Source organism: Nocardioides taihuensis (assembly GCF_042657275.1).
GTDB lineage: Bacteria > Actinomycetota > Actinomycetes > Propionibacteriales > Nocardioidaceae > Nocardioides > Nocardioides taihuensis.
Genome location: NZ_JBHSKD010000007.1, coordinates 217,996 through 241,707, shown reverse-complemented (window position 1 = coordinate 241,707; position 23,712 = coordinate 217,996). Strand labels below are relative to the sequence as shown.

The following is a 23,712-nucleotide window of genomic DNA, read 5'->3' as shown; positions in this document are numbered from 1 at the left end:
CGGATGGCCGACACCCGTCCCCACGTCGTCGTGGTCGGCGCGGGCCTGGCCGGGCTCAGCTGCGCCGACCGTCTCTCGGGGCCGGCCCGGGTCACGGTGCTCGAGGCCCGCGACCGGGTGGGCGGGCGCTGCTGGTCGGCGCACGGCTGGGCGGACGGGCAGGTCGGCGAGCACGGCGGGGAGCTGCTCGAGACCGGGCAGGACCACGTGCTCGGCCTGGTGGCGGAGCTGGGCCTGGAGCTCGAGAGCCGGCGCCCTGCCACGGTGGTGCCCGGCGCCGCGCGCCTCGGCGGGGAGGTCGTGGCGCTGGACGAGGTCACCGGCCTCTCCCCCGTGCTGGCCACGCTGGCCGCGCAGCACGCCGCCGTCCTCGCCCCCCACGACGACGACCCCGCGCGCGGGCGGCGGCGCGCGGAGCTCGACGAGATGTCGGCACGCGACTGGCTCGACACCCACGTCGACGGCGGCCGCGGCTCGCGCCTGGGTCGCGCGCTCGACCTCATGGTCACCCTCAACCTCGGCCTCCCGACCGACCGGCTGTCCGCGCTCTCGCTCCACCACATGTTCGTCGGCCTGCCGGACCCCGGTGAGACCGGCGCCTTCGCCTTCGGCAACGAGACGGCGTCCGAGGAGGCCACGTTCGGTGACGTCGCGCGGGGCGGGGTGGTGGAGACCTTCCACGTCGCGGGCGGCAACGACCAGCTCGCCACCGGGCTGGCCGCCCGGCTGCCGGAGGGCTGCGTCCACCTCGGGACCCCGCTGACCGCGGTGCGGCGCCGGCCCGACGGGCGGTACGACGTCGCCACCGGCGCCGGGAAGCCCCTCGTCGCCGACCGCGTGGTGCTGGCCACGCCGCTGCCGCCGCTGCGCCGGGTCGACCTGACCGGCGCCGGGCTGTCCGCCCGCCGGCTCGAGGCGATCGAGCAGGTCCCGATGGGGACGCACCGCAAGCTGCTCGCCCAGCTGACCCGGCAGCCGGACGCCGACCCGGCCTGGCCGGGGCTCCTGGTCACCGACGCCCCTCCGACCGCGGCGTGGGACACCTCGCGCGCCCAGTCCGGCTCGGCCGGCCTGCTCACGTTCTTCAGCCCGGACCCGTGGCTCGCCGCCTCCTCCGCGCACGGCGCCGCCACCGGCGAGGTGCCGGCGGCAGCGGCCGCGGTGCTCGCGCGGGTGGCTCCGGGCCTGGAGGGAGCGCTGGGCGGGCGCTTCTGGCTCGACGACTGGACCGCGGACCCCTGGTCGGGCGGTTCGTACGCTGCGTTCGGCCCCGGGCAGTACACCCGGTTCGCCGACCTGCTGCCCACCCCGGAGGGCGGCATCCACTTCGCCGGAGAGCACACCAGCCTCGCGTCGTTCGGCTACCTCGACGGCGCCGTCGGGAGCGGGCGGCGCGCGGCGGCCGAGGTGGCACGCTCGCTCTTCCCCGGGGGCTAGCGTTCCCGGGTGACCCCGCAGCACCCGCCGTCCGAGGTGACCCTCCGCCCGATGACCGCGGCAGACGTGCCGGCCGTGGTGGCGGTCCAGCAGCCGGGCGCCGTGGCCGCGCTGGTCGACGTCTTCCCCCAGGACGAGCACCCGTTCCCGCGCGACGAGGTGGCGCGGCGCTGGGTCGAGGAGCTCGGTACACCGGGCATCGACTGCTCCGTCGTCGAGGAGGACGGCGCGCTGGTCGGGTTCGCCGCGTCGCGCGGCGACGAGCTGTTCCACCTCGGCGTCGCGGTCGAGCGCTGGGGCAGCGGGGTGGCGCAGGCGGCGCACGACGCCCTGCTCGCCCGGATGCGCGACGCGGGCGTGGAGGTCGCGTGGCTGCGGGTGTTCGAGGGCAACGCCCGCGGCCGCCGGTTCTACGAGCGGCTCGGCTGGGTCGCGACCGGCGAACGCAGCCGCAGCACGTTCCCGCCCCGCCCCGTGCTGCTGCGCTACGAGCTCCCGCTCAGTCGTCGCGGATCCGGCTGAAGACCGCGACGTCGCGCCAGGCGCCGTCCTTGAACTGCGCCGAGCGGAGCGTGCCCTCGCGGGTGAAGCCGGCCTTCTCCAGCGCCCGGCACTCCGCGACGTTGTCGGCGCGGGCGCCCGCCTCGACGCGCGGCGCCGTCGTGTGCGCGAACAGGTACTCGGCGATCATGGCCTGGGCCCGGGTCCCGGTGCCGCGACCGCGGGCCTCGGGGGCGAGCGCGACCCCGATGTTCCACACGGTCGCCGGGCCACCGTGGCTCACCGCGTGCCACGACACCTGGCCGACCGCGACGCCGTCCACCTCGACCACCAGCATCCCGCCGTCGTCGGCGAGCAGCCCCTCGGTCGCCAGACGGCGCTCGAGCCGTCCGGCGTCGGAGAAGCCCGACCAGTCGGGGCCCAAGAAGTCCGGCTCGGTCAGCATCCGGCGCAGCAGCCCGACGTCGTCGGTCGTGGCCGGGCGCAGCCGGATCGAGGTCTCGGCCACGTCAGCCGCCCGCCAGCAGGTCGCGCACCAGGTCGTGCACGAGGTCCTGGCCGCGCTCGGTGAGGATCGACTCGGCGTGGAACTGGATGCCGCGGTAGTGCGGCCCGCGCAGCAGGTGCACGTCACCGGTGGCGGGATCCGCCTCGACGGTGACCCCGTCGGGCAGTGCCTCGCCGTCGCCGACCCGGCCGACGAAGGTGTTGTAGAAGCCGACCCGCTCGGTGCGGCCCCCGATCGACACCGGCGACTGCGTGCCCTGGAAGACGATGTCCTTGAAGGCCAGCGGCACCCCGAGCGCGTGGCACAGCGCCTGGTGCCCCAGGCACACCGCGAGGAACGGCCGCTCCTCCGCGAGCAGCTGCCCGACCACCCGGCGCAGCACCTGCATCTTCGGGTCGTCGCCGTCGCGCGGGTCGCCCGGGCCGGGGCCGACGACCACGAGGTCGTAGCCGTCGAGGCAGCCGTCGACGTAGTCGTCGTGGCGCACGACGTCGCTCTCCATGCCGAGCACGCGCAGCACGTGGCACAGCATGTTGACGAAGTCGTCCTCGCCGTCGAGCACGACGACGCGCTTGCCCGCCAGCGACGGGTCGGGCGGCGAGCCGCCCTGGTCGGTCAGCCAGAACGTCGAGAGCCGGCGGTTGCGGGCGTTGAGCGCGATCAGCACGTCCTCGTCGGTCACCAGCTCGGCGACGTCGGTGGTCGGCGCGGGCGCGAGCGGCACCAGCCCGAAGGCGCTCAGGATCCCGCCTGCCTTGGCGTGCGTCTCGGCCACCTCGTACGCCGGGTCGCTGTCGCGCACCAGGGTGGCCCCGGCGGTCACGGTGAGCCGACCGTCGAGGTCGACGTCGGCGGTGCGGATCACGATCGGGCTGTCGAGCACCGGCTGGCCCTCGTCGTCGCGGCCGAGCACCGCGAGCGCCGCGCCGTAGTAGCCGCGGCCGGTGGGCTCGTACCGCTTGATCAGCCGGCAGGCGTTCTCGACCGGGCTGCCGGTGACGGTCGCGGCGTACATCGTGTCGCGCAGGACCTCGCGCGGGTCGCGGGTGGTGCGGCCGGCGAGCAGGTACTCGGTGTGCACGAGGTGGCTCATCGGCTTGAGGAACGGGCCGAGCACCTGGCCGCCCTCGGTGCAGATGTCGCACATCATCTTGAGCTCCTCGTCGACCACCATGAAGAGCTCGTAGATCTCCTTCTCGTCGGAGAGGAACTCCAGCAGCCGCGGCTTCACCGCGCCCTCGCGCGGGATCCGGAAGGTGCCGCTGATCGGGTTCATCCGCACGTCGCCGCCGTGGATCGACACGTGCCGCTCGGGGCTGGCGCCGATCAGGTAGCGGTCACCGGTGAAGAAGACGTAGGTCCAGTAGGCGCCGCGCTCGCGCTCGAGCAGCCGCTTGAAGACGGCCAGCGCCTTGTCCGCACCCCAGTCCGCGACCTGCGCGCGGTAGTGCCGCCCGATCACCAGGTTGGCGCCCTCGCCGTGCCCGATCTCGTCGCTGATCACCGACGCGACGAGCTTGCCGTACTCCTCGTCGTCGGTCTCGAAGCCGCCGCGGTCGGCCAGCTCGACGCCGTCGTCGTCGATCGCGTCGACCACCTCGGCGACGGTGAACTCCTGCTCGGTCTCGACCTCCACGACCACCAGCGGCGTGCCGTCGTCGTGCGCCTCGAAGCCGCGTTCGCGTACCTGCCGGAACGGCACCGCCAGCAGGCGGTCGGCGATGTGGCCGGCCTCGGGTCGGCCCTCCTCGAGCGGGACGTCGAGCAGCGACTCCACGACGCGCCGCCGGCCGCCGACCAGGCCGACGGTGTCGCGGTCGCCCGCGCGGGTGGAGCGCCGGATGATCGCCCACGCCTCGTGCGCCTGGACCGCCTCGATCGCGTCCCGGGCAGAGGAGGGCGTCGCCATGCGCAGAGCCTAGTTGTCAGCCGATCCGCAGCCGGAACTTGTCCGCGACGCAGCCGCGCAGCACGACGTTGCCCGACCGGTGCTGGCGGTCGAGGCGCCGTACCCCGTCGACGGTGACCTTCTCGTCGGCGAGGCGGGCGGGCACGAACACGCGCAGCGAGCACCGGGCCGCGTCGCGGGTGCGGGTGCCGCGCAGGTCGAGCGCCCCGTGCCGGCCGCCGGTCGCGAGCAGGTCGATCCGTCCGGGCACCGCGCGCGCCGTCGGACGCGAGAGCACGTCGCCGAACGCCGGGTCGATCGGGGAGACGACCTGCTCGGGGCAGGAGTAGCGGTTGAGGCTCGGGGAGATCGCGGCCGGCTCGCCCCCCGGCTGGCTGACGACGTGCGGGTCGCCGCACGCCTGCTTCCAGCTCCACCAGGCGCCGCCGACGCCGCGCGCGTCCTCGGACCTGGCGTACCTCCGGATCTGGTCCGCGGCGTCCGCCGGCTGGTCGGGGAAGAACCCCCACTCCCCCGACCACACGGGTGCGTCGTACCTGGCCGCCGCGGTCGCCGCGGAGGAGAAGCCGCTCTCGATGGAGTTGGGCGACAGCGACTCGGCGTAGATGTGAGGTGCGAAGACGATGTTGCGGTCGCGGGTGAAGCCCGGCGCCGGCGTGCCCCAGCTGCCGAAGGCCGACCACATGACGTTCGGCTCGAAGAAGATCGGGTGCGAGTAGCCGCCGCCCGCGCGCTCGCCCTGGCGGACCGCCCGGATCGCGCGGTGGTAGAACCGGCCGAGGTCGGTGGTGGCGTTCGCGGCCGTGTCGAGCCCGAACCCGGGCTCGTTGAGCAGGTCGAAGCCGGCCACCGTGCTGTTGCGCGCGAAGTCCTGCGCCAGCCGGCCCCACGTCTGCACCAGGTGGGTCTGAACGCCGTCGGTGTCGTCGTAGAAGTTCTGCCACGCGTGCATCACCGCAGGTGCCAGCTCGCGCTGGGACGGGGTGCAGGTCGAGGCGCCGTCGGTGATCGTCGCCCAGGCCGGCGCGCCGTCCCAGCCGTTGGCGGGGTGCGTGCCGGACGGGCAGGTCTCGCCGAGCGGGGTGTCCACGGCGATGCCGTAGGCGTCCTGGTGCATGTCGAGCACGACGTAGAGGCCGCGCTCGGCTGCCCAGCGGACCGCCTGGCGGATCTCGGCCACGTAGGCCGTGTCGTACGCGCCCGGCGTCGGCTCCAGCCGCGACCAGCTCACCAGCAGCCGCACGCTGTTGAAGCCGACGGCCGCGATGTCGTGGAAGTCGCGCCGGGTGAGCGGGATCGTCGGCGCGAGGTCGGGGTTGGCCTGGAAGTACTCACCGAGCTGGTTGACGTTCACCCCGCGCAGCAGCACCTGCGCGCCCTTCTCGTTCACGATCGCGGCGTGCTCGCCGTGCGTGGTGTGCAGCCGCTGCAGCCGGTGCGGCCGGTTCGTCCGGGTGGGGGCGGTCGCGGCCGGGGCGGCGGTGCCGGTGGCGGTGCTGGTGGCGGCGGCCGGGCCGCTCGCGGCCGGCGCGGCGGTCGCGGCGGGTGGCTCGGTCAGGGTCAGCAGGGTCGCGACGAGCGCGACGACGACGGCGAGGGCGCGGGACACGGGCCGCATCCTAGAACGTGTTCCTGTCAACAGCCTGAGGACGCCGACGGGGCCTAGAGTCGCTCCATGGGGGTCAGGCGCATCAAGCCCAACATCCGCTCCGATGACTTCGCGGCCAGCCGGGCGTTCTACGCCGGGGTGATCGGTCTCGAGGAGAGCCCCGGCCTCGACTGGATCCTCTTCTTCGGCACCGACGACCGCGCGGTGCAGCTCAGCGTGATGGGCCCCGACGCGACGGCTCCGGAGCACCCGGACGTCTCGATCGAGGTGGACGACGTCGACGAGGTGCACGCCCGGGCGGTCGCCGCCGGCCTCGAGATCGTGCACCCGCTGACGACCGAGGAGTGGGGACTGCGACGGTTCTTCGTGCGCGACCCCAGCGGCACGGTCGTCAACGTCACGCAGCACCTCGCATGAGCCCGGACGCCGACCTCCCCGCGTTCGTCGACGAGCACCGGACCGTGGTCGCCGCACCGCCCGACCGGGTCTGGGTCTCGCTCCGGCGCTACGCGGACCGGCTCGCAGGTGGCCACGCCTCGCGGCTCACGCGGGTGCTCGGGACCCACCCTCCCGGCGGCTTCGCGGTGGTCGAGGAGGAGCCCGGCTCCCGTCTCGTGCTCGCCGGGCGGCACCGGTTCTCGCGCTACCGGCTGGTCTTCGAGGTGCGCCCCGCGGGCCCCGACCTCACCGTGCTCGCGGCGCAGACCTGGGCCGACTTCCCGGGCCCGGCGGGCGCGGCGTACCGGCTGCTGGTGATCTCCAGCCGCGCGCACGTGGTCGCCGTACGACGGATGCTGCGCGCGGTGCGCGACGCCGCGGTCAGCTGATCGGTGGGCCGGGTCGGAGGCTGTCTCGTCGGAGTGCTGTTCCACCACGGTGTGCAGGTCGACCTGCACTCCCCGTGCCGAGCTCGGCGAGGGACGCGAGGCTCCGCCTGCATCCCGTGATGGAGCAGCAGCAACGCGGTCGCGGCGTACGAAATTCACGGTTCCCGAGCGAAGCTTCGCTTCACAACCGTGAGATTCACCGCCTGGGCGGCGAATCTCACGGCCGTCAGCTGATCGTCGTCAGCAGCTGCGTGGCACGGGTCAGCACGACGTAGAGCGTGGCGCGGCCGGTGGCCGACTCGTCCTCGATCTCCTGCGGGCGCACGACCACGATGCCGTCGAACTCGAGGCCCTTGGTGTCGACGCCGGTGAGCACGACGACGCGGTCGTCGCCCGACGGACTCGTCGAGGAGTCGACCGCCTCGCGGGCGCCGGGGGCGTCGTCGGCGAGCTCGGGCCACGAGGCCAGCCAGGCGTTCACCTCGGAGCGGCGGGCCACCGGCACCACGATCCCGACCGTGCCGCGCACCTGGCCCGCGATCGACACCACGGCCTCGCGGGTCGCGGCCTCGAGGTCGGTCACGTCGGTGACCTCGATCGGCTCGACGCCGGTCGAGCGCACGGCGGTCGGCAGGTCGGCGTCGAGGCCGGCCCGCTCGGCGTACGCCGCGGCGTGGGCGTAGATCTCGGAGGAGTTGCGGTAGTTGGTCGAGAGGTGGAACTCGTGCAGCGGCTTGCCCTCGAGCGCCTCGGCCCGCGCGGCGGCAGCCTCCTCGGGCACCGGCCACGACGACTGGGCGGGGTCACCGACGATCGTCCACGACGCGGTGCGGCCGCGCCGGCCCACCATCCGCCACTGCATGGGCGTGAGGTCCTGCGCCTCGTCGATGAGCACGTGCGCGAAGCCGTCGTCCTCGATCCGGTGGGTGGGCGGGGTCCACGCGCGCCCGGTCGGTGCGTACTCGCGGTCGGAGGCCGTGGTCAGCTCCTGCAGGTCGACGGCACCCTCGAGCGCCGCGAGCGGGTCGTGCAGCGAGTCGTCCTGCTGGACGGGCACGTCCCCGAGCGCGTAGCGCAGCTCGTCGAGCAGCGCGACGTCCTCGACCGAGAGCGCCAGCGGTGCGCCGGTGTCGTCGCCCCACGACTTGCCGATCAGCCGCTGGTCCTCGGCGCTGAGCACGCCGTCGGCGACGCGGGCCAGCAGCTCGGGGTCGCGCAGCCAGCCGAGCACGGTGAGCGCGTCGAGCGGCGGCCACCAGGAGACCGCGAAGTCGACGAAGTCCTGGTTCGACAGCATCTCGTCGTCGAACGCCTCGCGCCCGCGCTCGCGGCCCCGCTCACCACGCACCTGGCGCCACATCGCGTCGAGCAGCGTCGGCGCGACCCGGGTCAGCTGGCGGTTGCGGCGGCCCTGCGACATCAGCTGGCGGCGCAGGCGCCCGAGCACACCCCGGTCGAGCACGATCACGTCGTCGCGCCAGAAGATGCGGAAGGACGACGGGCTGCCCGGCGCCTGCTGGCGCGCCGTGCGCCGCAGCACCTCGGCCATGCGGGCCGAGCCCTTGACGTCGGCGACCGCCGGCTCGTCGTGACGCGTGGCGCGCACGCCGTCGACGACCTCGCCGAGCGAGCGCAGCGCGACCGCGGTCTCGCCGAGCGACGGCAGGACGCGCTCGATGTAGCGCATGAAGACGCCGCTCGGACCGACCACGAGCACGCCGCCACCCTCGTAGCGACGGCGGTCGGTGTAGAGCAGGTACGCCGCGCGGTGCAGCGCCACCACCGTCTTGCCGGTGCCGGGACCGCCGCTGATCGAGGTGACGCCCTTGCCGGGCGCGCGGATCGCCCGGTCCTGCTCGGCCTGGATCGTGGCCACGATCGAGTGCATCGAGCGGTCGCGGGCCCGCGAGAGCTGCGCCATCAGCGCGCCCTCGCCCACCACCGGCAGGTCGGTCTCGACCGTGGCGTCGAGCAGCTCGTCCTCGACCCCCACGACCTGGGGGCCGGTGCAGCGCAGCACGCGGCGCCGTACGACGTCGTGGGGCTCGGCCGCCGTGGCCTGGTAGAAGACCGCGGCCGCGGGCGCCCGCCAGTCGATCAGCAGGGCGTCGCGGTGCTCGTCGCGCAGCCCGATCCGGCCCACGTAGCGCGGCTCCGGGTCGACCTCCTCGCGCAGGTCGAGACGGCCGAAGACCAGCCCCTCGTGCGCGGCGTCGAGCTGCGCGATCCGGCGCGCGGCCTGGAAGACCATCGCGTCGCGCTCCACGAGGCCACCCTCGTGGCCCAGCCCCCCGCGCGCGTGCCCCTCCCGGGCGATCGCCTGCGCGGCCGTGGCCGACCGCTCCAGCTGGCGGTAGACCCGATCCACGAACTGCTGCTCCCGAGCGACCTCGCGCTCGGCGACTCCCTCAGACAACGGCTCTGACAACTGCCTTCCCAGCTTCCCCCGACGGACAGACAAGTCCTCAAGCCTACCCCGGAGTGGTGGGCCGGAGGACCAGTACTGCCCCTTTCCGGGCCCTATCCGAGCTGGGAGTAGAGCGCGAACGCCATCCGGGCGTCGGGACCAGCGGGTCCGACGAGCTCGAGCCTCAGCGCAGGGTCGTCCGCACGCAGCACGCCGGGGACCCGTCCGGTCTGCTCGTCGTCCGCCAGCACCCACGAGAGTCGCCGGCTGCCCGAGTGCAGCTGACCGTGGGTGCCCACGGGCACGCCGGTGAGCAGGGCCTGCGCCACGACGTCCTGCCCGGGCGCGGTGACGGCAAGTTTCCGGGCGCCCGGCGCGGACGTCTCGACGTCGACCAGCTGCCAGACGTGGCCGTCGCGCTCGGTGAGCGCCGGCAGCGACACCCCCGCCGTCCGCTCCGTGGACTCGGCGGGACCGTAGATCCCGACGCCGAGCCGCAGGTCGGGGTCGACGACCTCGGGACCGTCGGGTCCCCGCGTGGCCCAGACCCGGACCTGCCCCGTGCCACCCGGCGGCGGGGTCCAGGACAGGGAACGCCGTCCGTCGATCCCACCCGGGTCGAAGGTGTCGTCCGTGCAGCCGGCCGTCGAGGCTGCCGGCATCCCGGCCACCGACACGTGGACGGTCGTCCCGTCGCCACCGCCCGTGCAGAAGTAGGCGACGGTCAACCGCCCGGCCCCGGCCCCCTCGATGTCGGCCGAGGCACGGGCGGCTCCCGAGTCTGCGACGGCCGCGTCGAGCAGCGACTGCCCGGCGACCTGCTGGCGGAACGTGATCCCGTCGCGCGTCACGCCCTCCGGGGCGGCGTCGGTCAGCTCGTAGACCGCGAGCGCGACGTCGTCGCCGGACGCCGTGAACGTCGGGTGGTCACCTGCCGCCACGAACGCGAAGTCGTCGAAGTGGGTCGCGCCCGAGCTCCACGCGTCGTGCCGGGGGCCGGTGAGCTCGAGCCCGTCGCCCGACGCGGCCCAGGAGACGAGTCGCGGGGCGTTGGTCGCGGGCAGGCTCAGGGTCGCACTCTCAGCGCCGGCGACGCCGTCGGTGTAGGCGTAGGTGTAGCCCAGCGAGGTGAGCTGCGCGGGTACGGCGTGCCCGCCGAGCTCGCTGGCCGGCTGCGGCGTGCTGCTCCGGCCCTCCGCGAGGCCGACCGCCGTGACGGTGCCGCCGAGCGCGACCGCAGCAGCGACGATCGCGGTCGCGGCCCGGCGGCGCCGCGCCACGCGGACCTGCCGGCGCACCGCGCCCGCACGTCCGGTCAGTCCGGTGTCGACGAGGTCCTCGGCGTGCCGGTCCAGGGTCTCGCGCAGGTCGCTGATCGTGCTCATCGGGCGTCCTCCTCGCTCAGGGCGGGATCGATGCGCAGCTTGGCGAGGGCCTTGCTGGCCTGGCTCTTGACGGTGCCGATGCTGATCCCGAGCAGTGCCGCCGTCTCGACCTCGGTGAGGTCCTCGAAGTAGCGCAGCACGACCACCGCGCGCTGCCGCCGGGGCAGGCGCCCCATCGCGTCCCACAGGTCGTGGGCGGTGTCGCTCGCCGCGGCGTCGAGGTCCACGTGGGAGTGCACCACCTCCGGGAGGTCCTCGGTGGGGCGCTCGCCGTTCCACTTCCGCCGCCACCACGAGGCGTAGGTGTTGACCAGGATCTTGCGGACGTAGGGGTCCGGGTGGCCCTCGATCCGGCTCCAGGCGAACCACGCCTTGGTCAGCGCCGTCTGCAGGAGGTCCTCGGCCAGGGCGTGGTCGCGGGTCAGCAGGTAGGCGGTGCGCAGGAGGCTGCTGGAGCGCGTGGCCACGAAGTCGTCGAACGTCGACCGCCCGGCGGTGTCGTCAGACAAGGTCACACGTCCCCCCACATGGGCAGCCGGATCCAGCAAGGTGGTCACGCCCGTACGGACCACCCGGTGACCGGGGAAGGTTGCCCGGCGGGGGCAGCTCCGCCTACTTCCCGCGGCTCAGGAAGGCGGTCATCGCCTCCCGCGCCTCGTCGGAGGCGAACAACCGGGCGCTCAGCGCCGCCATCTCCTCGCCGTGCGCGTCGATCCGGGCCACCAGCTCGCGGTTGAGGATCGCCTTCGACTCACGGAGACCCTGCGGCGCGCCGGTCGCCAGCGAGGCGCAGACCCGGTCCACCTCGGCAGCCAGGTCGCTCGCCGGCACCGCCCGCGTCACCAGGCCGTACGACGCCGCGTCGGCGCCGGAGAAGACCTCGCCGCCGAGCGTGGTCAGGGCCGCCGAGCGCGGGTCCATCCGGTGGTGCACGGTCAGCGAGATGATCGCGGCGGCCAGGCCGAGCTTCACCTCGGTGAGCGCGAAGGTCGCCTCCTCGGCGGCGATCGCGACGTCGGCCGCGGCCACGATGCCGATCCCGCCCGCGCGGACGGCGCCCTTGAGCTCGACCACCACCGGCTTGGGCAGCGTGCAGATCAGTCGCTGGAGCTCGACGATCCGCCGGGCCCCCTCCTCCATGCCGACCGTGGTGGCCTCGGAGAGGTCGGCCCCGGAGCAGAAGACCCGGTCGGCCGAGGTGAGCCGCAGCACCCGCACGGCGTCGTCGGCCGCGGCCCGCTCGAGCCGCTCGAAGAGCTCGGTGACCAGCTGGCGCGACAGCGCGTTGCGGTTGTGCGGGGAGTCGAGGGTGATCGTGGCGACCGGGCCCTCCACCTCGTGGTGGACCAGCTCGGCGGGGGCGTCGGAGGACGTGCTCATGGGCGTCATCCTGCCGCAACCTCCGGGTCGACCCACGATCCGATCCGGCCTCCGTTCCGAACCACCCCCATGCGCAACCGACTGATGTGGGCCGGGTTCGGCGTCCTCGCGACGGTTGTCGGGATGGCCGCCGGACACCTCGTCGCCTCGCTGCTCGACCCGGCCTCCTCGCCGGTGCTCGCGGTGGGCTCGACGGTGATCGACCTGACCCCGACGCCGCTCAAGGAGTGGGCGATCCGTCAGTTCGGGAGCAACGACAAGGCGGTGCTGACCGGCTCGGTGCTGGTCGGGACCCTCGTGCTCGCTGCCGCGGCGGGGCTGCTCGCCCGGCGGCGCCTCGCGCTGGGTGCGGGGCTGCTGCTCGTGCTCGTGGCGGCGGCCGCGGCGGCCGCCCTCACCCAGCCCGCGACCGGCCCCGTCGACGTCGTGCCGGCGTTGGCGACGGCCGTGGCAGGGGTGGGCGCGCTGACCTGTCTGGCCCGCGCGGCCACACCCCGAGGGGACGGGGCGGAGGTCGGCGACCCGGCGGGGCATGGGGCCGCCGGGTCGCCGACCCGCCGCGGCGTGCTCGTGGCCGCGGGCTCCCTCGCGGCCGGCGCGGTCGCGATGGGCGCCGCCGGGCGCCTCATCACCCGCGCCCGCACCGCGATCTCCGACGTGGTGCTCCCGGCGGCACAGGACCCGGCCGGGCCCTTCCCCGCCGGCCTGGAGGAGAAGGTCGCCGGGATCAGCGCGTTCCGCACCCCGGTCGACGACTTCTACCGCGTCGACACCCGGCTGACGCTGCCCGTGGTCGACGTCGACGGCTACACCCTGGCCATCGACGGCGACGTGGACCGGGAGCTCACCTTCACCTTCGACGAGCTCGCGGCGATGCCCCTCATCGAGCGCGACATCACGCTGACCTGTGTCTCCAACGACGTCGGCGGACCCTACGTCGGCAGCGCCCGCTGGCTCGGCGTCCGCCTCACCGACCTGCTCGACCAGGCGGGCGTCGGCGACCGGGCCGACCAGATCTACTGCACCGACGTGGACGGCATGACCATCAGCGTGCCGCTGGAGCTGGCCGCCGACGGGCGCGACGCGATGGTCGCGATCGGCATGAACGGCGGACCACTGCCGCGCGAGCACGGCTTCCCCGTGCGGATGGTGGTGCCCGGGCTCTACGGGTTCATCAGCGCCTGCAAGTGGATGACCCACATGACGCTGACGACCTACGACGAGGCGACGGCGTACTGGACGGACCGCGACTGGGCCGTGGACGCGCCGATCAAGCCGGCCAGCCGGATCGACACCCCGAGGTCGTTCCAGGAGATCGACGCCGGGGACACCTTCGTCGGCGGTGTCGCGTGGGCGCAGCACCGCGGCATCGCCAAGGTCGAGGTGCGCGTCGACGGCGACGCCTGGCAGGAGGCCCGGCTCGGCCCGTCGGTTGGCGACGACTACTGGCAGCAGTGGTACCTGCCGTGGCGCGCCGAGCCCGGCGAGCACACCCTCAGCGTGCGCGCGACCACGCAGGACGGCTACACGCAGACCGAGGCCCGCGCCCTGCCGTTCCCGGACGGCGCCAGCGGCCTGCAGGACATCATCGTCCGGGTCTCCTGAGACCGGGACTCCGGAAATTTCTGGCGCCGCAGGCCAATCCGCCTCCGCACCCGCCCCGAACACCTGTTGAAGCTCCACGACATGCACCACGACGGAAGGCTCCCTCCGATGAAGACGAAGACCCTCACCCGCACCGGCGGCCTCGCCGCCCTCGCGCTGACCCTGTCCCTCGGTCTCGCCGCCTGCGGGGGCGACGACGAGCCGACCTCGAGCGCCAACGAGGACACCTCCTCGTCCGACGCCGGGATGAGCGACGACGCGGGCTCGTCCGACGACGCGATGGCCCCGGCCGCCCAGACCTACGGCGACGCCTGCGGCGAGGTGCCCACGAGCGGTGACGGCTCGTTCGACGGCATGGCGACCGCCCCGGTGGCCTCGGCCGCCTCGGCGAACCCGCTGCTCGCCACGCTGGTCAAGGCCGTCACGGCCGCCGACCTGGTCGAGCCGCTCAACTCGGCGCCGGCGCTGACCGTGTTCGCGCCCTACAACGGTGCCTTCGACGAGATCGACCCGGCCGACCTCAAGGCGCTGCTCAAGGACAAGAAGACGCTGTCAACGGTGCTGACCCACCACGTCGTCCCCGAGCAGATCTCACCCGACCAGCTCTCCGGTGAGTTCGAGACCCTGGCCGGCGACAAGCTCGTCATCAACGGCTCCGGCGAGGCCGCGACCATCGACGACGAGAAGGCGACCGTGCTCTGCGGCAACATCCCGACGGCCAACGCCACCGTCTACGTCATCGACAAGGTGATGATGCCGAACATGTGACCTGCTGGTCACCTGTTCTGGTCATCGGCAAGGATCAAGACCGTGGATCCCATCCGGCCCGTGCCCGACGGCGCCCCCTCGGAGGAGGGGGCGTCGCCGGCGCCCGACCTCGCCGGTCTGCTCAAGCGCTCGGCGCTGGGCGACCAGGAGGCCTTCGCCCAGCTGTACGACGCGACCACGGCGCGGGTCTTCGGGCTCGCGCTGCGGGTCGTGCGTGACCCGGCCCAGGCCGAGGAGGTCGCCCAGGAGGCGTTCCTCGAGGTCTGGCGCACGGCCAGCCGCTTCGACCCCGACCGGGGCAGTGCGGTGTCGTGGATCCTGACGATCGCCCACCGCCGGGCGGTCGACCGGGTCCGCTCGGCCGAGGCTGCCTCGCGGCGGGACGTGTCCTACCACCAGCAGAACCAGCAGGTCGCACACGACGCGACCGCGGAGGCAGTCCAGGCCTCGTTCGAGGCCCGGCGCGTGCGCGGAGCGCTCGAGACACTCACGTCGGTGCAGCGCGAGGCGCTGCAGCTGGCTTACTTCGGGGGATACACACACACGGAGGTGGCGAGCATGCTGGACCTACCGGTCGGCACCGCCAAGACCCGTATCCGGGACGGGCTCATCAGGCTGCGAGACGCGATGGGAGTGGGCCAGTGAACACCCCGATCGACCTCCACGCCCTCACCGGCGCCTACGCCGTCGACGCGCTCGACGAGCTCGAGCGCGCGCGCTTCGAGCAGCACCTCGCCGGGTGCACCGACTGCCGCGCCGAGGTGGACAGCCTCCGCGAGGCCACTGCGCTGCTCGCCGAGATCACCGCGACCGAGCCCTCCGCGCGGCTGCGCGACCGGGTGCTCGCCGACATCGCCACCGTGCGGCCGCTGCCGCCCGAGGCGCCGCCGGTGACGGCCACGGCCACGACCGCGGCCCCGCGACGCGCGAGGTTTCGCCCCGCCGCCCTGGTGGCCGCGGCTGCTGCCGTGGTCGTCGTCGCGGCCGGCGCAGCGGTCTGGGAGCCCTGGCAGGACGAGACCTCGCAGGCGCCGGTCCTGAGCGCCGTCGACCGGGTCCTGCAGGCGCAGGACGCCGAACGGTACGTGCAGCGGTTCCCCGACGGCTCGAAGGCCGTCCTCGTCCGGTCGAAGTCGCTCAACCAGGCGGTCCTCGAGACCAGCGACATGGCACCGCCGCCGGAGGGCAAGGTGTACGAGCTGTGGCTCGACCACGAGGGGGTGGGGATGGTGCCCGCCGGGCTGATGCCGGTCGACCCGGACGCCGTCGTGGTGCTGGAGGGGGACCCCGCCACCGCGACGGGGGCCGGGATCACCGTCGAGCCGGCCGGGGGATCGGAGAAGCCGACGGGTGAGACCGTCGCCCTGATCGCGTTCGAGAACGCCTGATGGGCGGCGACCACCGCCGGGTGGCCGTGATCGGCTCCGGCGTCGCCGGGCTGACGGCCGCCCACGTGGCCGGGCGTCAGGCCGGCGTGACGCTCTACGAGGCCGACGACCGCTTCGGCGGCCACGCCGACACCCACCTCGTCGACGAGGGCGGGCGCACACTGGCGATCGACACCGGGTTCATCGTGCACAACCGGCGCACCTACCCGACCCTGCTGCGGCTCTTCGCCGAGCTCGGCGTCCCGACCCAGGAGTCGGAGATGTCGATGTCGACCAGCGACGAGGGCACCGGGCTCGAGTGGGCCGGCGCGCTCGGCCGGCGCGGCGTCTTCCCGTCGCGACGCCACCTCCTCGACCCGGCGTACCTGCGGATGCTGACCGAGGTCCCGCGGTTCCACCGCCGCGCGCGGGCGCTGCTCGCCGACGGCGCCGGCTCGACCGGCCCCAGCGACGACCAGACCCTGCGCGAGTTCCTGCGCGCCGGCGGGTTCACGCCGTACTTCGAGCGCCACTTCATGGAGCCGCTCGTGGCCGCGGTGTGGTCGTGCGACCCGGCGGTGGCGCTCGACTACCCCGCCCGCTACCTGTTCTCGTTCCTCGAGCACCACGGGATGCTGCAGGTCTTCGGCTCGCCGACCTGGCGCACGGTGACCGGCGGCTCGCACGAGTACGTGCGCCGCGTCGTCGCCGGCATCGCCGACCCGCGTCCGGGCACCAAGGTCACCTCGGTCGTCGAGACCCCCGACGGCGTCGAGGTCACCGACGGCAACGGCGCCACGGAGGTGTACGACGGGGTGGTCGTCGCCACCCACCCCGGCCAGGCCCTGGCGCTGCTCGCCGAGCCGACGCCGCTGCAGCGGGAGGTGCTGGCCGCGCTGCCCTACTCGGCCAACACAGCGCTGCTGCACACCGACACCTCGCTGCTGCCGCGCAACCGCAACACCTGGGCGTCCTGGAACTTCCGGCGCCCGGTCCGCGCCCGCGCCGGCGAGGTCACCGTCACCTACGACCTGACCCGGCTGCAGCGGCTCCGCACCGACACCCACTACCTGGTCACCCTCGGCGGCGAGCACCTCGTCGACCCCGCGACCGTCATCGCGCGGCGCGAGTACGAGCACCCGCTCTACACCCCGGCGTCGGTCGCCGCGCAGGCGCGGCTGCCGGAGATCTCGACCGACCGCGTCGCCTTCGCCGGCGCCTACCACGGCTGGGGCTTCCACGAGGACGGCGCGCGCTCGGGGCTGGCGGCCGTCGAGCGGCTGGGCTTCGGCTGGGACGACGACCCCGCGCGGCCGGCACCCCCGGTCGAGGCGGAGACCGGCGTCTACGAGACGACGATCCGCCACACCCGCCGCACGCCGTTCCGGCGCAGCTTCACCCACCGCTCGCACACCTGGCTGGTCGACCTCGACGACCTGCCCGACCACGGCGTGCTCGCCCGGTTCGAGGCGCGCGACCACCTCGGTGACCCCGGGCGCAGCATCCGCGCCAACGTCGAGGCCTTCCTTGCCCGGCACGACATCGACCTCGACGGGGGCCGCGTGCTGCTGGCCGCGAACGCCCGAGCCTTCGGCTACTGCTTCAACCCGATCTCGGTGTTCTGGTGCCATGACCGCTCCGGCGACCTGGCCGCCGCCGTGGTCGAGGTGCACAACACCTACGGCGACCGGCACGCCTACCTGGTGCACCCCGACGCGCAGGGCCGGGCCGAGGTCGACAAGGCCATGTACGTCTCGCCGTTCCACGGCACCGACGGCCGCTACGAGCTGGCGGTCCCGGTGCCCGGCGACCGCCTCGACGTCGCGGTCACGCTGCACGCCTCGACCGGCACGTTCAGCGCCTCGCTCTCCGGCCGTCGTATGACGGCGGGCGCGTGGCGCGCTGCCCCGGCCGCCCTCCGCGGCTCCCTGCTCATCCGGGCGCACGGCATCTGGCTGTGGGTCCGCCGCCTCCCCGTCCGCCCCCGACCCGCTCACCACCAGGAGGGAGTCTGATGCTGCGACCCGACCCCGTCCACGCGCTCGTCCCGCCTGCCGTCGCGCAGCCCTCGACCGAGGACTGGCCCGAGCTGGGCTACCCCACGCCCGGCGCCCGGACCCGGGTGTCCGCCGCGGTCGCCCGCCGGCTCTTCGTGAGCGCCGTCGAGCGCCTCGACGTGACCGTGCGGCTCGGCGACGGTGACACCGCCCGCACCATCGGCCGCGGCGGCCCGCTGGCGGTCGTGCACCGCCCCGACGAGCTCTTCGCCCGGTTGGGCCGCGACCAGCTGATCGGCTGGGGCGAGGCCTACCTCACCGGCGCGTGGGACGCGCCCGACCTCGGCGCCTTCCTCACCGTGCTCGCGGCCGAGCTGCCCTCGCTGGTGCCCGGCCCGCTGCAGAAGCTCCGGGGTGCCGTGGTGCACCGGCCGCCGATGCGCCACCGCAACGAGGTCCACAACACCCGGGCCAACATCGCCCACCACTACGACCTGTCCAACGACCTGTTCCAGCTGTTCCTCGACCCGTCGCTGAGCTACTCCGCGGCGCTCTACGACGCCTCGCTGGTCGACCACGGCGACCACCTGCGAGCAGGCACGCCGCGCGACGCCCACGAGTCCGACGCCCTCGAGGCCGGGCAGGGCCGCAAGATCGAGCGGCTGCTCGACGAGGCCGGCGTGGGCGTGGGCACCCGCGTGCTCGAGATCGGCTCCGGCTGGGGCGAGCTCGCGATCCGCGCGGCCCGCCGGGGCGCGACGGTCCGCACGATCACGCTGTCGACCGAGCAGCAGGCGCTGGCCCGCCAGCGGATCGCCGCCGCCGGCGTCGCCGACCGCGTCGACGTCGACCTGTGCGACTACCGCGACGTCGCCGGCGAGTACGACGCGGTGCTCTCGGTGGAGATGATCGAGGCGGTCGGCCACGAGTACTGGTCGACGTACTTCCGGACCATCGACCGCGTGCTCGCCCCCGGCGGGCGGGTGGCGATCCAGGCGATCACCATGCCGCACGACCGGATGCTCGCGACCCGGCGCACCTACACCTGGATCAACAAGTACATCTTTCCCGGCGGCTTCCTGCCGTCGGTGCAGGTCCTCGACGACGTGACCCGCGCCCACACCCGGCTGCGGCTCACCGGGCGGCTGGCGATGGGCGCCCACTACGCCGCCACGCTGCGCGCGTGGGACGAGCGGTTCCTCAACGCGGGCGAGGAGGTCGCGGCGCTCGGCTTCGACGAGACCTTCCGCCGGATGTGGCACTTCTACCTCGAGTACTCGCGCGCCGGGTTCGCCTCGGGGTACCTCGACGTCTGGCAGCTGACCTTCACCCGTCCGGAGGACGCCCGATGACCGCGACCACGACCCGCCCGCCCGCGAGCGACGCCGAGCTCGGGGTCGCGCACCGGCTGGCCGCGGCCGTCGAACCGTTCCTCGCGGGCGAGATCCCGGTGCGGCTGCGCGCCTGGGACGGCTCCGAGTCGGGTCCCGCCGACGCCCCGCTCGTCGAGCTGACCACGCCCGACGCCGTACGCCGGATGCTGTGGCGGCCGGGCGAGCTCGGCGCCGCCCAGGCCTACGTGACCGGCGAGATCGAGGTGCACGAGGACCTCGCCGAGGCGCTGACCCACGCGTTCGGGGTGCTGCGCGAGCGGGGCCTGGAGGGCCAGCGGCTCTCGCCCCTCGCCCTGGCCGGGGCGGTCCGTACGGCCGCCGGGCTCGGGCTGCTCGGCACCCCGCCGCCGCCCCCGGCGTCGCAGGCGAAGGTCACCGGGCGGCTGCACTCGCCGCTGCGCGACTCCCGGGCGATCAGCTTCCACTACGACCTCTCCAACGAGTTCTACTCGCTGATCCTCGACGAGACGATGGCCTACTCCAGCGCCTACTGGACCAGCGACGACCCGTCGTACAGCCTCGCCGACGCGCAGCGCGACAAGCTCTCGCTGGTCTGCCGCAAGGTCGGGCTCGAGCCCGGCATGACGTTCCTCGACGTCGGCTGCGGCTGGGGCTCGCTGTCGCTGCACGCGGCCGAGCACTTCGGCGCGCAGGTCACCGGCATCACGATCTCGGCCGAGCAGAAGGCGTTCATCGACGCGCGGGTCGCCGAGCGGGACCTGGCCGACCGCGTCGAGATCCGGCTGCAGGACTACCGCGAGGTCGCGCCCGAGCACGAGCTCGGCGCGTGGGACGCCGTCGCCTCGATCGAGATGGGTGAGCACGTCGGGGAGCGCAACTACCCGACGTACGTCGACGTGCTGCGGCGCGCGGTGAAGCCAGGCGGCCGCGTGCTCGTGCAGCAGATGTCGCGACCCGGCAAGGGCGGCGGCCGGCACCCCGGCGGCGGGCCGTTCATCGAGTCGTTCATCGCCCCCGACATGCACATGCGGCCGGTCGGCGAGACCGTCGCCCTCCTCGAGGCCGGCGGGCTCGAGGTGCGCGACGTGCACGCGCTGCGCGAGCACTACGTGCGCACCGTGGCCGCGTGGATCGAGCGCTTCGAGGCGCACGTGCCGCGGCTGGCTGCACTGGTCGGCGAGGAGGTCGTGCGGGTCTGGCGGCTCTACCTCGTCGGCGGCATGCTCACCTTCCGCGACGGCAGGATGGGTGTCGACCAGCTGCTCGCCGTTCGCCCCGGCGCGGCGCACGACGTCCCTGCCGTGCGCGGCTGGTGAGGACCCCGTGACCGACGCACTGATCGTCCTCGGCGTCTCGCTCGCCGTCGTCGTCGTGGCGATGAGCGTGACCGCGCTCATCGCGTGGAGAGCCGGCCGGGTGGCCGTGGTCGACGTGTTCTGGGGGCTCGGCTTCGTGCTGGTCGCCGTGGTCTGCGCACTGCTCGCGCCGCTGGTCGGCGGCGGGTGGGTCGCGTGGCTGGTGGCCGGGCTGGTGCTCGTGTGGGGCGGGCGCCTGGCCCGGCACATCGGCCGTCGGGCGCGCGGGCACGGCGAGGACCCGCGCTACGCCGAGCTGCTGTCGCCCCACACGCCCGAGGCCGACCGGCGAGCATGGTTCGCGGCGGCCGTGCGCAAGGTCTTCGTCGTGCAGGCCGTCGCCGTCTGGGTGGTCTCGCTCCCCGTGCAGGCCGCGGCGCTCGGGCCGGCCGAGTGGCCGTGGCTCGCGGCCGTCGGCACCGCGGTGTGGCTGCTCGGCTTCGTCTTCGAGTCCGTGGGCGACGCCCAGCTCGCGGCGTACAAGCGCGACCCCGACCGCGGCCCCGTCATGGACCGCGGCCTCTGGGCCTGGACCCGCCACCCCAACTACTTCGGCGACGCCTGCGTGTGGTGGGGCATCTGGCTCGTCGCCGCCTCCACCGGCTGGCTGCCCGCCCTGCTCACCGTGGTCGCGCCGGTCGCCATGACCTGGTTCCTCGCCTTCGCCACCGGCGCGAAGCTGCTCGAGCGCTCGATGATGCAGCGCCCCGGCTACCCCGAGTACGCCGCCCGCACCTCCATGTTCGTGCCTCTCCCGCCGCGCCGGCGAGGGGCCGCGGCGGCTCCCGGCGTCGACCCTCGCGCGTAGCGCCCCTCACGGCGCAAGGAGGCGCTGCGGCCCCTCCCGGCGAAGCGGCAGGAGCCGACCCGTCGGCAACGTACCGGGGGAGCGAAGCGGAGGAGGGCGGCTGGCGACGTGTCGGCGAGGGGTCCACGGCGGGTGAGCCGACGACGGACCTGAAGGCTCCTCGGTCGAGCTTGTCGCGACCACGGCGCCACCGCCGGCCGCCGGCTCTCCGGTGATCACCGCGACGTCGATCCCACGTGGTCACTCGCCGCTGTGGTCCAGGCACCACATCTTCGCCGTCGTCGGCTCTCGCTGGGTGCCACTCGACCCTCGTGGTCACCGCCCGACACACGGCCCGGAAGTCTGATCGAATCTTGAGGGTGAAGGCTGTGGAAACCCCCTGATTTGCTGGGGTTCCTGTCGGTGGTGGCTGCTTGAGTGGACCCATGCAGGACCTGTCTCGGGACACCACGGAACGCGGGCGTGAGCGCACGCTGCGACCGACTCCCCGGTCGAGGTCCTGGGTTTCCTGCGCGAGCAGCGGGCACTCTCCGACGCGGCCGAGGCGAACATCCTCAAGGCCGCGGCCCAGTGGGCGGCCATGCACTCCGAAGCGGCCCTGGACCCCGCCGAGTCCACCTGGGGCGACACCGTGAAGGCCCTCGCCGGCCCCGGCGCCCCCGGGATCCTGGAGTTCTCCGTCCTCGAGTTCGCCGCCGCCCTCGGCATGTTTTCGGACTGGGGTGCCGCCTACCTCGGTGCCGCCATCGAGCTGCGCCACCGCCTCCCCAGGGTCTGGGCCCGGGTCATGGCCGGGGACCTGCAGGCCTGGCACGCCCGCCGCATCGCCGAGGCCACCCTGTGGCTCTCCCCCGCCGCTGCCGCCCACGTGGACCGGCACCTCGCCCCCGTCGCCCACCAGATCCGCCCCACCGCCCTCGACCGGCTCGTCGAGGAAGCCGCCACCCGCCACGACCCCGACCAGCTCGCCCGCCGCACCGAGGCGGCCACCGACCGCCGCGGGGTCCACCTCGACACCAGCCGCACCTCGTTGGCCGGGACCGTGCCACTGCACGGCGAGCTCGACCTCCCCGACGCCCTCACCCTCGACGAAGCCCTCGCCCACGGCGCCGCCGGCCTCGCCACCCTCGGGTCCACCGAGTCCCTCGACGCCCGCCGCGGCACGTCGGTGGCGAGGGGGCGCGGAGCGTCCCCTCCCGGCGACGGGTCGGCGAGGGGTCCACGGCCGGGGAGCCACACGACGGACCTCGGGACCCCGCGCCGAGCCGCTGGGCCGGGTCGGCACCACCCACACCCCCGTCACCGCCGAGACCATCCGCACCTGGTGCGGCACCGCCGACCACCTGGTCATCAAGCCCGTCATCGACCTCAACCAGCGGATCCACGTCGACGCCTGGGAGGTCCCCGACCGCATCCGCGAACACGCCGCCCTGCGCGACCACACCTGCATCTTCCCCTGGTGCACCCGACCCGCCGAACGCTGCGACACCGACCACGTCCAGCCGTTCGGACGCCGGCGGACCGACGTCGACCGACAACACCGCGCCCCTGTGCCGACGACACCACCGCGCCAAGACCCACGCCGGCTGGCACCTCACCATGCCCTCCCCCGGCACCTGCCTGTGGCGCTCACCCCACGGCCTCCACCTGCTCCGCGACCACACCGGCACCCCGACTCCTGTCCGACCCACCCGGCCGACCCGGCCACACCTGACCACCCCGCCCCACACCCCGCCCCACGGCGGGGCCAGAGGCATGTCCCCAGGCGGTCCACGGCATCACCCTGTCGACGGCTGCGGACCTCGCGGTCTGGTCCGGCGAGACCGGTGCCGTCGGCCGGCAACCTCTGGCCGGGTCACCGCGTCTTCCCTGGTGTACGGCCACGGGGGCCGCGCATGCGAGGGAAAGAGCGCGCGGATGAGTGTCATGTCTCGGATCACGCACCATCGTCGGTGGGGCTGGGCGCCCCGCACCACAACCGGAGACGTCGGCCGGGGTCACCCGGTCCTCGACGTCGTCGTCGGGGTGGTGATGACCCTGGTGGCCGCGGTGCTGCTCGGGCTGACGGCCGGGTGGGTGCTCTCACGGGGTGCCCTCCTGCTGCTCGGCCAGGGCTAGCGCGAACATGGGGGCATGGACCCCGCACGCCGTCGCCTCGCCGCCGAGCGTGAGCAGACGTCGCGGCGTCTGGCGGGACTGACCGACGACTTCGACGCGGTAGTGGCCGCCTCGCGCGACACCAACGCGGACGACGAGCACGACCCCGAGGGGGCGACGATCGCCTTCGAGCGCTCGCAGGTCGCGGCGCTCGTGGAGCAGGCCCGGCACCACCTCGCGGAGATCGACGCCGCCGAGGAGCGCATGGACGACGGCACCTACGGCACCTGCGAGACCTGCGGCCGACCGATCGGCGAGGAGCGGCTCGAGGCCCGGCCGACCGCCCGCGCCTGCATCCGGTGCGCGTCGTCCGCCCGCCGCTGAGTGACCTCGGGCC

At 74.2% G+C, this 23,712-nt stretch carries 22 protein-coding genes; 15 read left to right on the top strand and 7 right to left on the bottom strand.

Features of this window, described 5'->3' with window-relative positions:
* Positions 1–3 precede the first annotated feature (3 nt).
* On the top strand, positions 4–1,437 hold the full coding sequence (locus ACFPGP_RS07145) for a flavin monoamine oxidase family protein (RefSeq protein WP_378588773.1): 1,434 nt from the start codon (positions 4–6) through the stop codon (positions 1,435–1,437).
* 9 nt (positions 1,438–1,446) lie between these two features.
* Positions 1,447–1,959 (top strand): GNAT family N-acetyltransferase, encoded by a 513-nt coding sequence (locus ACFPGP_RS07140; RefSeq protein ID WP_378588771.1) that lies wholly within the window; start codon positions 1,447–1,449, stop codon positions 1,957–1,959.
* On the opposite strand, the gene ACFPGP_RS07135 is transcribed toward ACFPGP_RS07140, so the two are convergent.
* Genes ACFPGP_RS07135 through ACFPGP_RS07125 form a run of 3 tightly spaced genes read right to left on the bottom strand, consistent with a single transcriptional unit; the run spans position 1,937 to position 5,964 of the window.
* Positions 1,937–2,446, bottom strand: a complete 510-nt coding sequence (locus ACFPGP_RS07135) for a GNAT family N-acetyltransferase (RefSeq protein WP_378588769.1) — start codon at positions 2,444–2,446, stop codon at positions 1,937–1,939. The genes ACFPGP_RS07140 and ACFPGP_RS07135 overlap by 23 nt on opposite strands.
* A gap of 1 nt (position 2,447) precedes the next feature.
* Positions 2,448–4,355, bottom strand: coding sequence for an anthranilate synthase family protein (locus ACFPGP_RS07130; RefSeq protein ID WP_378588768.1), 1,908 nt, complete (start codon positions 4,353–4,355; stop codon positions 2,448–2,450).
* 16 nt (positions 4,356–4,371) lie between these two features.
* Positions 4,372–5,964: a glycoside hydrolase family 5 protein gene (locus ACFPGP_RS07125; RefSeq protein ID WP_378588766.1), complete on the bottom strand. Its 1,593-nt coding sequence runs from the start codon at positions 5,962–5,964 to the stop codon at positions 4,372–4,374.
* A gap of 66 nt (positions 5,965–6,030) precedes the next feature.
* Here ACFPGP_RS07125 and ACFPGP_RS07120 point away from each other — a divergent pair, with 66 nt between their 5' ends.
* On the top strand, positions 6,031–6,381 hold the full coding sequence (locus tag ACFPGP_RS07120) for a VOC family protein (protein ID WP_378588764.1): 351 nt from the start codon (positions 6,031–6,033) through the stop codon (positions 6,379–6,381).
* A complete protein-coding gene (locus ACFPGP_RS07115) occupies positions 6,378–6,791 on the top strand; it encodes a hypothetical protein (RefSeq protein ID WP_378588762.1) in 414 nt (137 codons plus the stop codon). The genes ACFPGP_RS07120 and ACFPGP_RS07115 overlap by 4 nt, the downstream gene beginning before the upstream one ends.
* Positions 6,792–7,017: 226 nt before the next feature.
* Here ACFPGP_RS07115 and ACFPGP_RS07110 read toward each other — a convergent pair whose 3' ends face one another.
* From ACFPGP_RS07110 to ACFPGP_RS07095, 4 genes are all read right to left on the bottom strand, one after another.
* A complete protein-coding gene (locus ACFPGP_RS07110; protein WP_378588760.1) occupies positions 7,018–9,159 on the bottom strand; it encodes a HelD family protein in 2,142 nt (713 codons plus the stop codon).
* Between the two features lie 152 nt (positions 9,160–9,311).
* Positions 9,312–10,583, bottom strand: coding sequence for a hypothetical protein (locus tag ACFPGP_RS07105; protein ID WP_378588758.1), 1,272 nt, complete (start codon positions 10,581–10,583; stop codon positions 9,312–9,314).
* Positions 10,580–11,098 carry a SigE family RNA polymerase sigma factor gene (locus ACFPGP_RS07100; protein WP_378588756.1) on the bottom strand — a complete coding sequence of 173 codons (519 nt, stop codon included), beginning with the start codon at positions 11,096–11,098 and terminating at the stop codon, positions 10,580–10,582. The genes ACFPGP_RS07105 and ACFPGP_RS07100 overlap by 4 nt, the downstream gene beginning before the upstream one ends.
* A 97-nt stretch (positions 11,099–11,195) precedes the next feature.
* The gene (locus ACFPGP_RS07095) at positions 11,196–11,963 is read right to left on the bottom strand and encodes an enoyl-CoA hydratase-related protein (protein ID WP_378588754.1); all 768 of its coding nucleotides are present in this window, start codon (positions 11,961–11,963) and stop codon (positions 11,196–11,198) included.
* A gap of 69 nt (positions 11,964–12,032) precedes the next feature.
* Here ACFPGP_RS07095 and ACFPGP_RS07090 point away from each other — a divergent pair, with 69 nt between their 5' ends.
* The 11 genes from ACFPGP_RS07090 (at position 12,033) to ACFPGP_RS07040 (ending at position 23,699) form a co-directional block, all read left to right on the top strand.
* Entirely contained in the window at positions 12,033–13,568 is a 1,536-nt protein-coding gene (locus ACFPGP_RS07090) for a molybdopterin-dependent oxidoreductase (RefSeq protein ID WP_378588752.1), read from the top strand.
* Positions 13,569–13,676: 108 nt separating this feature from the next.
* Positions 13,677–14,336: a fasciclin domain-containing protein gene (locus ACFPGP_RS07085; protein ID WP_378588750.1), complete on the top strand. Its 660-nt coding sequence runs from the start codon at positions 13,677–13,679 to the stop codon at positions 14,334–14,336.
* 42 nt (positions 14,337–14,378) lie between these two features.
* Positions 14,379–14,981 (top strand): ECF RNA polymerase sigma factor SigK, encoded by a 603-nt coding sequence (sigK, locus tag ACFPGP_RS07080; protein ID WP_378588748.1) that lies wholly within the window; start codon positions 14,379–14,381, stop codon positions 14,979–14,981.
* On the top strand, positions 14,978–15,724 hold the full coding sequence (locus tag ACFPGP_RS07075) for an anti-sigma factor (protein ID WP_378588746.1): 747 nt from the start codon (positions 14,978–14,980) through the stop codon (positions 15,722–15,724). The genes sigK and ACFPGP_RS07075 overlap by 4 nt, the downstream gene beginning before the upstream one ends.
* Positions 15,724–17,718, top strand: a complete 1,995-nt coding sequence (locus tag ACFPGP_RS07070; RefSeq protein WP_378588744.1) for an FAD-dependent oxidoreductase — start codon at positions 15,724–15,726, stop codon at positions 17,716–17,718. Before ACFPGP_RS07075 ends, ACFPGP_RS07070 begins: the two co-directional genes overlap by 1 nt.
* Complete coding sequence (locus ACFPGP_RS07065; protein WP_378588742.1) at positions 17,718–19,052, top strand: class I SAM-dependent methyltransferase; 1,335 nt, start codon at positions 17,718–17,720, stop codon at positions 19,050–19,052. The genes ACFPGP_RS07070 and ACFPGP_RS07065 overlap by 1 nt, the downstream gene beginning before the upstream one ends.
* Positions 19,049–20,371: a class I SAM-dependent methyltransferase gene (locus tag ACFPGP_RS07060; protein WP_378588740.1), complete on the top strand. Its 1,323-nt coding sequence runs from the start codon at positions 19,049–19,051 to the stop codon at positions 20,369–20,371. The genes ACFPGP_RS07065 and ACFPGP_RS07060 overlap by 4 nt, the downstream gene beginning before the upstream one ends.
* A 7-nt stretch (positions 20,372–20,378) precedes the next feature.
* Entirely contained in the window at positions 20,379–21,218 is an 840-nt protein-coding gene (locus tag ACFPGP_RS07055; RefSeq protein WP_378588739.1) for a DUF1295 domain-containing protein, read from the top strand.
* A 580-nt stretch (positions 21,219–21,798) separates the two neighbouring features.
* Positions 21,799–22,932, top strand: coding sequence for a DUF222 domain-containing protein (locus ACFPGP_RS07050; RefSeq protein WP_378588737.1), 1,134 nt, complete (start codon positions 21,799–21,801; stop codon positions 22,930–22,932).
* Positions 22,933–23,144: 212 nt separating this feature from the next.
* The gene (locus ACFPGP_RS07045; protein ID WP_378588735.1) at positions 23,145–23,336 is read left to right on the top strand and encodes a hypothetical protein; all 192 of its coding nucleotides are present in this window, start codon (positions 23,145–23,147) and stop codon (positions 23,334–23,336) included.
* A 15-nt stretch (positions 23,337–23,351) separates the two neighbouring features.
* Entirely contained in the window at positions 23,352–23,699 is a 348-nt protein-coding gene (locus ACFPGP_RS07040) for a TraR/DksA family transcriptional regulator (RefSeq protein ID WP_378588733.1), read from the top strand.
* The last annotated feature ends 13 nt before the right edge of the window (positions 23,700–23,712 follow it).

Coding starts and splice junctions, on each gene's coding strand:
- ACFPGP_RS07070 (WP_378588744.1), top strand. CDS start 15,724: ATGGGCGGCGACCACCGCCGGGTGGCCGTGATCGGCTCCGGCGTCGCC.
- ACFPGP_RS07145 (WP_378588773.1), top strand. CDS start 4: ATGGCCGACACCCGTCCCCACGTCGTCGTGGTCGGCGCGGGCCTGGCC.
- ACFPGP_RS07105 (WP_378588758.1), bottom strand. CDS start 10,583: ATGAGCACGATCAGCGACCTGCGCGAGACCCTGGACCGGCACGCCGAG.
- ACFPGP_RS07065 (WP_378588742.1), top strand. CDS start 17,718: ATGCTGCGACCCGACCCCGTCCACGCGCTCGTCCCGCCTGCCGTCGCG.
- ACFPGP_RS07090 (WP_378588752.1), top strand. CDS start 12,033: ATGCGCAACCGACTGATGTGGGCCGGGTTCGGCGTCCTCGCGACGGTT.
- ACFPGP_RS07130 (WP_378588768.1), bottom strand. CDS start 4,355: ATGGCGACGCCCTCCTCTGCCCGGGACGCGATCGAGGCGGTCCAGGCG.
- ACFPGP_RS07095 (WP_378588754.1), bottom strand. CDS start 11,963: ATGAGCACGTCCTCCGACGCCCCCGCCGAGCTGGTCCACCACGAGGTG.
- ACFPGP_RS07085 (WP_378588750.1), top strand. CDS start 13,677: ATGAAGACGAAGACCCTCACCCGCACCGGCGGCCTCGCCGCCCTCGCG.
- ACFPGP_RS07045 (WP_378588735.1), top strand. CDS start 23,145: ATGTCTCGGATCACGCACCATCGTCGGTGGGGCTGGGCGCCCCGCACC.
- ACFPGP_RS07050 (WP_378588737.1), top strand. CDS start 21,799: ATGCACTCCGAAGCGGCCCTGGACCCCGCCGAGTCCACCTGGGGCGAC.
- ACFPGP_RS07040 (WP_378588733.1), top strand. CDS start 23,352: ATGGACCCCGCACGCCGTCGCCTCGCCGCCGAGCGTGAGCAGACGTCG.
- ACFPGP_RS07060 (WP_378588740.1), top strand. CDS start 19,049: ATGACCGCGACCACGACCCGCCCGCCCGCGAGCGACGCCGAGCTCGGG.
- ACFPGP_RS07120 (WP_378588764.1), top strand. CDS start 6,031: ATGGGGGTCAGGCGCATCAAGCCCAACATCCGCTCCGATGACTTCGCG.
- ACFPGP_RS07115 (WP_378588762.1), top strand. CDS start 6,378: ATGAGCCCGGACGCCGACCTCCCCGCGTTCGTCGACGAGCACCGGACC.